Source organism: Vibrio sp. 2304 (assembly GCF_033339475.1).
Lineage (GTDB): Bacteria > Pseudomonadota > Gammaproteobacteria > Enterobacterales > Vibrionaceae > Vibrio > Vibrio alginolyticus.
On sequence record NZ_JAWOUQ010000001.1, the window covers coordinates 699164 to 708318 of the forward strand.

The following is a 9155-nucleotide window of genomic DNA, read 5'->3' on the forward strand; positions in this document are numbered from 1 at the left end:
ATGATGAACCACACCACATTCCGAACTTAACTTAGACTTTTTAAGTACTTATCGGTTAACCCGAAATACTTCAGGTTGCCATCTGGCTCCAAGACTAAGCTCATATTGGATGTAGAGATCATGCCCGGATCATTCGTTGAGAAAATAACGGTCTTATTGAGTAGTTTGTCGCTAAATAACCGCTTGAAGTAGTGGGAATTTTCTTGCTCTGCACCATTAAATGGCTCGTCAATGATAATCAAAGATTGTTCGCAGTTGCCTAGCCCTAATGCGAGCCGCAGTCTTTGTTGAATACCATTTGGTAAACTTTTACAGATATCAACGCTCAATTGAGTGTCCAGGCCTTGTGGCAACCATGTATCGAGCTCAAAGAAACTCACCATTTCACGCATTTTTTCTGTTGGGATTAACCCATTATGCAAGATGAAGTTAGTCTCCAAGGAGCCTTCAAAAATATGCAGGTTAAACGGGATGTAGTTAATCGAGGTTCGATAGCGGTAACTGTTGAATTGTTTGATGTTATAACCATCCACCGAAACTGAGCCTTGATAGCGTTCCTCTAGCCCAGCGATAATAGAAATGAGCGTCGTTTTACCGCAACCTGTTGGTCCACAAATCACAACTTTTGCGCCCGGTGGAATTTTAAAACCAAGATTAGTTAAGCCTGTTGCCGCACCACTATAACGATGGCTCACACCAGAGCCGACGATACTACCTTGAAAGAGGCGAATAGGGGGGCTTTTCTCTAACGTTAGCTTATCGTCATTCATCGCCATAAGGTTGTTGATTTGCGCAGAAGACGCCTTAATGGATTGGAACTTAGAAATAGAGTTGTAGATGCCCATAATAGGCCCCAACGCCTTCCAGACTAAAATTACGGTAGCAAGCATTGCACCTGCATCGGAGGTGCCGTCCATCACGCCGATAACGGCCGCGACGATACTTGCGGTACCAATAACCTGAATCAAACTCCCGCCTGCTGCCTGAACCCTGCTATTAGTCACTGAAACATGTTCTGCATCGTTGGTGCTTTGTAAATGCGATGCGCTAAAGCGGGACTGGATAACACGCAATAATGGCAAGCCTTGGATGGTTTTTATACCACGAAGAATCTCATTCCATTGGTAAGAAACCATGGCGTTGGCGCGAGAGCTCTTGGACGTGGCTTGCGAGTAGATGTAACGAGAATAAACACAGAACACCAACATTAGAATCAACCCCGCCATAACGACTAGCGCTGCGGTACCAGACATAAGAGCAATGGCAATAATGAATACGATAACAAACGGCATGTCGAAGTAGCTTAATGTTGACTCTGCGGTTACCAAACGGCGGAAAGTGTCGATGTCCTTCAATCGTGCTAACTGAGAAGAGACACCAGCGGTAGATGTCATCGAATAAGGAAGCCACAACAGTTTGGATATTACGTTTTGAGAAATATGCACCGCCAAATCCTTTCCTGATGTGGCGATGATGTTGACCCGCATTTTCTTGAAAAAGTATTCCGAGAACCCAACAATCACAGCAAATAACGTGAGCCAATAAAGCGTGGCTTGCGAGCTAGAGGTTAAGGCGAAGTTGTACACACTCATAATAAAAAAGGGCTGGAGTGCGCCGAGAATGCTGACCACGAAGCTGAGAATAATCAGGCTTTTGAGTTCATTGTTGTAGCGATAAAACGCGTATTTAATCCAGTTACTGCGGTCTTGAGATTGAGGTGGCGGCTCTCGGAATAAGCGGGAGTATTCGCTGATCGACACCAACAAGCACGGCTTCTTGCAGAGCGGGTATTCAATGGTGTTGTTATTGGTGTAATCAAACAGGATCAGCTTGCCGTCTTTGGTGCCCAAGAAAATCGCAGTGAGGTTTTCTATCTCGATAAAACAAGGATGAGGGTGCCCCTCGATGTGCTCCAACGTTTTTAGTTTGGTGACGTCACAACGGTAACCAAGGCGTTCAATCGTAGCGATAAAACTGTCGCTGTCTTTTGGTTTAGGGATAAAAGCGTCGCTGAGGATGGAAGGTGTGCCTTCCCATTCAAGCGCTATGAGGGTGTAAGCTAAACCACGAATCAAAGGTGACTCATTGTATCGCTCGTCATAACTGCGAGCCTCAAAGTCCAACAAGCGCTGAGGGACATTATTAAAATCAACCAAAATACTCATTGGTCACCTCCGGTAAGTTTGACGCGTTTGAGGCGATGATTGAGTTTGTCCATCTTGTTGCTGACGATGATGAGGATTTTGTCGTTGGCACGATAGGCGGTACTGGTCAAAACCAATCGAGCAAAGTCGTCATCATAAACACAGTCGATGTCGTCGAAGATCAACACACGTTTGTTCGCAAGTAAGGCACGTACCAGCAACAAGGCATAAGCGACTTGGCGCGAGAATGGGTTGCGTAAATGTCCTTTTAGCTCGGTGTAAAAACCAGCGGGAAGGGCATCGATTTGTGCTTTGATGTTCATGGTTTCGCAAAGCGCAAATGCGGTGTTATTTAAGCTCGGGCGAAAACAAGTCAAGTTGTCGATGATGGTGCCTTCGACGAACGAACTGGTTTTGTCGACCATGAGCACGCTATTACGCCAGACGTTGTAGTTAACGTCATCCAATGGTGTCTCGTAGATTTGGATATCGAGCTTGGCGTCGGTGTTTTGTCGCGTAATGCAATTCGCGAGGTGGGTTTTGCCTGCGCCGCTTTTCCCTGTTAGCAAGTAAGCCTGACCACGTTCAAACTCGATGCGTTGCTTTTCCGAATACTTCACCGAGATGCGCTCGACTTCCGTCGTGTCATTTTGTTGTTCTACTGATGCAGCAAGCTCAAGCAGCTCGGCGATACGTTGAATATGAAGCTTGTTCAACTCCCAGCGGCTCACCGTGCGCATCACTTGCTGGTATGGCGCGAAGTAACGGTTGGTAAGCATGATGATAGCAGCCATGATGCCTTGACTCGATTGCATGTTGATAACGGCCGTTGCCAAAACCACCACCACACAAGCGATGGAGAGCTGTTGTATGAGCGACAAGATCAGGCTGAAGTTTGATTCAATTTGCTCGTACTTGATGTTCTCGACTTCACGCTCTTCCACCATTTGTGTCATCAAGCTCTCAACGCGATATTCCATATTGCGCGCTTTGATATCGAGTGGGCTAGAGATGATCTCGATGATTTTCGAGGTGGTTAAGCCTTCGATGTCGGATTTGTTTTCTAGGCTGTTGATCTTTTGCTTAGAGAGGCTGAGTGCGAACACTGCTAAAACGATGGAGGCGAGCAAGATGGTCACCCCTGCCCAGATGTTGATCAGACCGATAATCAGAATGGTCAGTATGCTGACAGCAAGGTTGATCAATGCCCGTACAGATTCTCCGCCAAAGAAGGATTTAATCTCGGGAATGGTCGCAATACGCTCTAGGTATTCACCGGGTTCTAGGCGACGAAACTTCGATATCTCAGCCAAACAGATGGATTGAAACACCTTGTTGGTTAAGTTGGTTTCGAATTGCTTCATGATCACCGACGAAATCTTCTCTTCCTGATTCTTTAAGTGATAGTCGAGGAAGATGGTGATCAAGATAATGGCAAACAGAAGAAACAGCGTGTCTTTGGCTTGGTTAGGTAAAACACGGTCAAAGATAATAAGAATCGAAAAGGGCAGCACTAAACCAAACAGTGTTGAGATGACCGTTGAGAAAGTCAGATAACACTTGTCAGCAAAGTTAATCTTTTGGGAAAAGTGCTCAGTTTGCATTGCGACCTCCTTTCTTAATCGATGGTTTGGAGAGAAGGTGTTTTGGAACTAAGTCTTGATTGCTTCTGCCTTCGATATCGCTCATCAACTGCATGATGCTTTCGATGGATTGCACCGATAACATGCCTTTGATTTGCTCAAGATTGATCGATTCAATGATGTAGTCATAACGCGCGCTCTCGTAATCACGTAACGCGCTAAACAGTTTACTTTCCGCTGCCAGTAAGTCGGTAATGGTTCGCGTACCAAGCTGGTAAGCGCGTTGAATGCCTTTATAGGAAGCGTAGTTGGCTCGAATGATGTTCTCGTAACTGCTGATGGCGCGGGAGAAGTCATTAATGTTGAGTACTGAGGTGTTAACGCTATTGCGCGTCGTGAACAACGAATCTTGGTACAGCAGCTCCGTTCGCTCGATAGCAGTCGATGATTTTTGAAAACCGTAGTAATCCGAACCGCCTGAGAAAATTGGCACATTCAAGTTCAAGCCGACACTGGTGGAGTTACTGTCCCCTGTTGCGGTTGGGTCGGTTCGGTTATAGTTGTTCGCATCGTCGTAACGGTAACTGGCAGAGAGCGATACGGTCGGCACAAAGTTTGAACCGCTTTCTTTCAAGGCTCTTCGGCTGCGCTCGACGGTTTTCTTCGCAACCAATAAGTCGTTATTGAGCTTCAAAGCTTGTTCAAGAATCTCACGTTGTTCGGATTCGCTGATTTCCGCCAAGGGCACGCTTTCGTAGATGTCCTGTGATGGGGTGACTGGGTATTGAACTTGAATCTCTAAACCGTTCAAAATTACGCGCCGGTCTTTCTCTAAGGTTCTTAAGCGATTAGCAATGCCTTCTTTCTGGGCAATTACCTCATACAACTCGCTCGCCGCAGTGTTGCCAAGTTCCACGTTGCGACGCATTTGGCGCTCACGTGTTTCAGACGATTTAAGTTCTACTTGGGTGGCTTTGATTTGCGCGTTGTTTTTCAGGTATTCGAAATATTGCGTCGCGATTTCAGAAATGGTGCTCTGGATTTTGTTCTCGTGTTTGATTTCTTCAATGTTGAAGTCAAGCTTCGCGGTGCCGTATTTAAAGATGTCACCAAGGTTAAACACCGATTGGGATAAAGACACGCTGTAGCTGTTCGAGTTGTAGCTAGAACGTGTATCCGGTGTTCCCGTTAATATGGTCTCGTTTTCATTCCATGTGGTATCAGCAGCACCGTTTAAAGAGGGTAGAAACTTAGAACGGCTAATGTCGATGTTGTATTCGTTTTCTTCCACGCCTTTGTCACTAGCGCGCAGAGATAAATTGTTTTCCAAGCCGAGTTTGACCGCCTCAAGCAAGGTGGTCGCCATTGCCGAAGGAGCGTTGCTCAATGTAAGCGCTGCCAATACACAGCTAGTTAAGTTTCTGTACCGCCACATACTTGTTGATCACCTTGATGATTTCGTCGTTTTTATAAGGTTTGCTGATCACGTAATCCATTCCAGCTTCGATACAAGCTTGGTGTTCATTACTGCTGGTCAATGCTGTCGCACCTATAATGGTGCAAGGGTTCTGTCCGCTCTCTTGTTCGTATTGTCGAATGCGTTTGGTCGCTTCAATGCCGCCCATGCCCGGCATGATGCAGTCCATAAAAATGATGTCTGAGCGCTGATTCATGAAATGCTGAACGGCGTCTGCGCCATCGCCAACGGTGTCGGCTTCGTATTCTTGCTTGCTCAAAATACGTTTGAGTAGAATCTGTTGAACACGGTCATCCTCCACAATCAGGAATGAGCTGTTCTCCATCTGTTCTTCAGAGGCTTCCGCTTCCATGATTGCTAATAGGTTAGGGATGAACTCATACGGAATCGCAGGGGAGTTCAGAATCTTGTCGACAAAGGTATGGCTCTCTTGTGCTTGCTGAGTGCTCGTGACTGAAAGCAACAACTTCGTGTTCGGGTGATTGCGCAGTTGCGATTTCACCGTTTTGCTCAGTGAGGGCAGCTTGTTTGGCTCGAACGTGTCGGTCAGCATGATGGCATCGTATTCGCCAAAGGTTTTTGCCGCAGAGAAGAGTTCGTTCGGAGTTCGAATTGGCGTAATCTCTAAGCCCAAGTTGACTAACATTTTGTTCATCACATCAATGCGCAGCTGAGAGTTGGCACACAGTAATAGGCGCTTATTGTCGAAGCGAGTTTTCTCGGTGTGGAAGCTTTTGGCTTTCAAATCGAGCTGAATTTGAAAACGTTCCTGATTGCCCGATTGATACCAATGGCTCTCGTAATAGCCATAATCTTTCAACACGCTTTTCGCCAAATCGTCTTTGGTTGCAGTGTGCTGTTTATGGTCGCTCCAGTGTAGGGTATTGAGCTTGGCAAGCGGCACATCCAGCGTGGTTAAGAAGTTTAGATTGATGGTCAGGCGGGTATTTTCAATGTCTGACGCCGCACCTGATTCAATGGTGACAAACAGTTTCTTGTCGGCTTTGAGTTGGATGGCATTTGATAGCTGAAGGAACAACACCCAGAATAAGCTGGTGGATTGTCCTTCAACACGGTTTGGTAAGTTATCTGAGATAAAGCAGTCTAGCTCACCTTCATTTCGCTGCACTTTTGAACTGATGTGAATCATCAATTCAGACAGTACATTCAGCAGTGAAAACTCTTTCGATTTGCTCTCGGTCCCTTGTGAAATGAGTCGGTTGTAGTTCTCTGCCAATTCAGACAGGGTATTGGCAGCCGAGGTTATATCTTGCGCCATCAACACTCCGCTCTCATCGGTCTCTTGAACGAGATATTGCACGCCGCCGTTAATGGTGTTGGTGATGCCACGAATCTCGTAACCAATCAGAGCATAGAGCTGCTTGTAGAGATCGTTATTGCGTTTTTGCTCTTCGAGTTTGCTGAAAATCAGTTTTAGGTGTGAGTAGATCTGACGCTGCTTAGGATTGATGCTCACTTCATTCAGCAACTCTTCCAACCTTTGTAAATCCAGTAGTTTGAGTTCTTGATAAAGCTCATCGAATTCTTGGTCAATGTCACGCTCATTCGAGCTGGATTTTTTCAGTTTAAGGATTGCCACCAAGTTCGATAGCACTGCGATACCAACCAGTACGACAACGACCACAAACAACCAAATGAAGAACTCGTTTTTCTCCATCATTAGGTCGCTCGCATGGTTGTTAAATATGGTCCGGTAGTTGTCGTCCATTTGTAGGTAGTTATTGGTGAGCGAGAGGTACAGTGCCAACACATCGTCGCGTGTTTTTTGGCTGTCTGAGAAGCGATTGATTGCCAGTTCAAGCTGCGTGTATTCGGTCGCGCCCACCAAGCTAAACTCGGTTTTGTTGAGTGACGCGAGCGACTTAAATTGGTCAATTTCGTCTTTCAGAACCTCAAAATCAAGCTCTGTTGTACTGCAATAACGTGTGCTTAAACAGCGTTGAAGCGTTTGAATATCAAACTCGATAGTTTGGTTGAGCTGTTGAGCTTGAACCAACAGAGGCGCGTTTTGCACTTTCTCGACTGAATCCACTTTTTCCCAAGAGATATACAAATAAAAGGCGAGGGCAGCCAGCATCAAGCTGAAAGCGATGCTTAGGCGCATAACAGGAACGGAAATATTGTAAGAAGGTTTGCTACTCATCCATCACCTCTCATCGAATGCGTCTTCGATAGCCGACATAACCGGCTTCGCTGCGTATTCGATCACCCGGCGTGAACCTGTTTTCACGTCTGCGGTAAACTCCATATAAGGGGACAGCTTGTATTGTGTGCCTCCGCGCTCTAGATAGTTTTGACTGATTTGGATTTCCGCGAGATAGAATTCTGCGTCTTCTTCTTCATAAGAAGAACGGCTGATCGATGCAATTCGACCTTCCAAAAATCCGTAATTGGCAAAGTTGTAGGTATCCATCTTCACTTTGACCGCTTGTCCGATTTCTACAAAACCCATGTCTTTACGCGGGATCTTCGCCTCTCCGTGAAGGGCGTTATTGATCGGTGCAATGTCCGCGATGCTTTCACCTGGCGGTATCACAGCGGAGCGGAAGTTGAAGTGCACTTTATCTACTACACCGTCAATAGGGGCGTAAACCACGAGGCGATCCACTTTATCTGAGTGTTGAGGACGTAATATACGTTTCAACTTTAAGTCCTTGTTTGCTTGAATGATTTGCGCTTGATACTCGGCATTACGATTCTCCACCAAGTCTCGGTACTGCTTCTCTAGTTTGTCGAGTTGGAAGCGCTCATTCATGACCGACTCATCAAGGTTTTCAATCTCACGCACCATGTTTGACTCTTGAACCTGCATATTCAGAACATCGACGTAAGACGCCATTTCCTCTTTGTACAAGGTGTTCTTGATATTGAGCTGCTTGCGTATCAAGGAGAGCTGGTTCTCGGAGCTTTTACGGCGCTTGAGCATTGAATCAATAAGCGAATTCTTATGTTGGATATCGTGAGTGATCAACTCTTCATTGGAACGGTTTTTAGAAAATTCTTGCTGCCAGGTATTCATGTTGACTTGCACTAATTCTGGGTACTTTTCGATGTAGGCAGAAAAATCGGGTTCCACCATATCGCGCAGGCTTTCGTAACGAATCTTGTCTAGCTCAAGCTGAATGATCTCTGTGTTTACCGTATCAAGTTGAGTGTTTCTATCCAGAGAGCGAAGGCGTGCAATAGGTTGACCTTCATAAACCACTTCGCCTTTGCGCACTAGCATTTCTTCTAGAATACCGCCTTCAAGGTGTTGCACTTTTTCGATGTCAGATTCGAGCAATAGCTCACCGCGCACCGACACCACAATGTCGATACGAGCCTGAGATGCCACGGCGATAGCCACCATGGAAAGCAAAAAGATAACCAGCAAGGTTTTGTGTACGCTGGTCATTGCACTGGCTAGCACGATTGTATCGTCTGCTGTTACCTTCGAAGCTTCGTTGTTCGAAACGAGCGCCTTTTTGAGGTGATGTTCTATTTGCTTATTACTCATGAGCCACCCCTACGATTCACTACCAGTGCGGCTATCGATTGAATTTTCGATTTTTAACAGCTGGCTAATTTGTTTGTTTACGTTGTTAAGCTCGGTTTTAACGTCCTCAATCAATTCATTAGGAGCAGGGAAATGGTGTTTGTTTAAGTGTTCAAGCTTTGCCAATTTTGGTGGTAAGTCGTCATCACATAACAAGACGAGAATGGTCTTTAGTCTTTTTGAATAACATCTGAGTGCTTCAAAACGGTTTTGTTTATGCAGCATCTCAATATCAATCCCTGCGTCACTGAAATCTTGGTAAAAATCGCCTAATAGCAATTGCAGCCCTTTATGGCTGTTGTCGACTGAGCGCAACAGATTTGTCATATTTATCATTATCCCACCGCACTAATTGCTTTAATGACAACAAGTAAGGATCTTTATACTGGGTTTTC

General features: G+C 45.7%; 6 protein-coding genes. All 6 read right to left on the bottom strand.

The window, feature by feature from the left end; all coding sequences use genetic code 11:
• Positions 1–26: 26 nt before the first annotated feature.
• Genes R7P64_RS03255 through R7P64_RS03280 form a run of 6 tightly spaced genes read right to left on the bottom strand, consistent with a single transcriptional unit; the run spans position 27 to position 9099 of the window.
• Entirely contained in the window at positions 27–2165 is a 2139-nt protein-coding gene (locus R7P64_RS03255) for an ATP-binding cassette domain-containing protein (protein ID WP_318123156.1), read from the bottom strand.
• Positions 2162–3748 carry an ABC transporter transmembrane domain-containing protein gene (locus R7P64_RS03260; RefSeq protein WP_213885961.1) on the bottom strand — a complete coding sequence of 529 codons (1587 nt, stop codon included), beginning with the start codon at positions 3746–3748 and terminating at the stop codon, positions 2162–2164. The genes R7P64_RS03255 and R7P64_RS03260 overlap by 4 nt, the downstream gene beginning before the upstream one ends.
• Positions 3738–5162 (bottom strand): TolC family protein, encoded by a 1425-nt coding sequence (locus R7P64_RS03265; protein WP_318123158.1) that lies wholly within the window; start codon positions 5160–5162, stop codon positions 3738–3740. Before R7P64_RS03265 ends, R7P64_RS03260 begins: the two co-directional genes overlap by 11 nt.
• Positions 5137–7368: a response regulator gene (locus R7P64_RS03270; protein WP_318123160.1), complete on the bottom strand. Its 2232-nt coding sequence runs from the start codon at positions 7366–7368 to the stop codon at positions 5137–5139. Before R7P64_RS03270 ends, R7P64_RS03265 begins: the two co-directional genes overlap by 26 nt.
• Positions 7369–7371: 3 nt before the next feature.
• A complete protein-coding gene (locus R7P64_RS03275; protein ID WP_318123161.1) occupies positions 7372–8721 on the bottom strand; it encodes an HlyD family type I secretion periplasmic adaptor subunit in 1350 nt (449 codons plus the stop codon).
• Positions 8722–8730: 9 nt separating this feature from the next.
• A complete protein-coding gene (locus R7P64_RS03280; RefSeq protein WP_031777210.1) occupies positions 8731–9099 on the bottom strand; it encodes a hypothetical protein in 369 nt (122 codons plus the stop codon).
• Between the last annotated feature and the right edge of the window lie 56 nt (positions 9100–9155).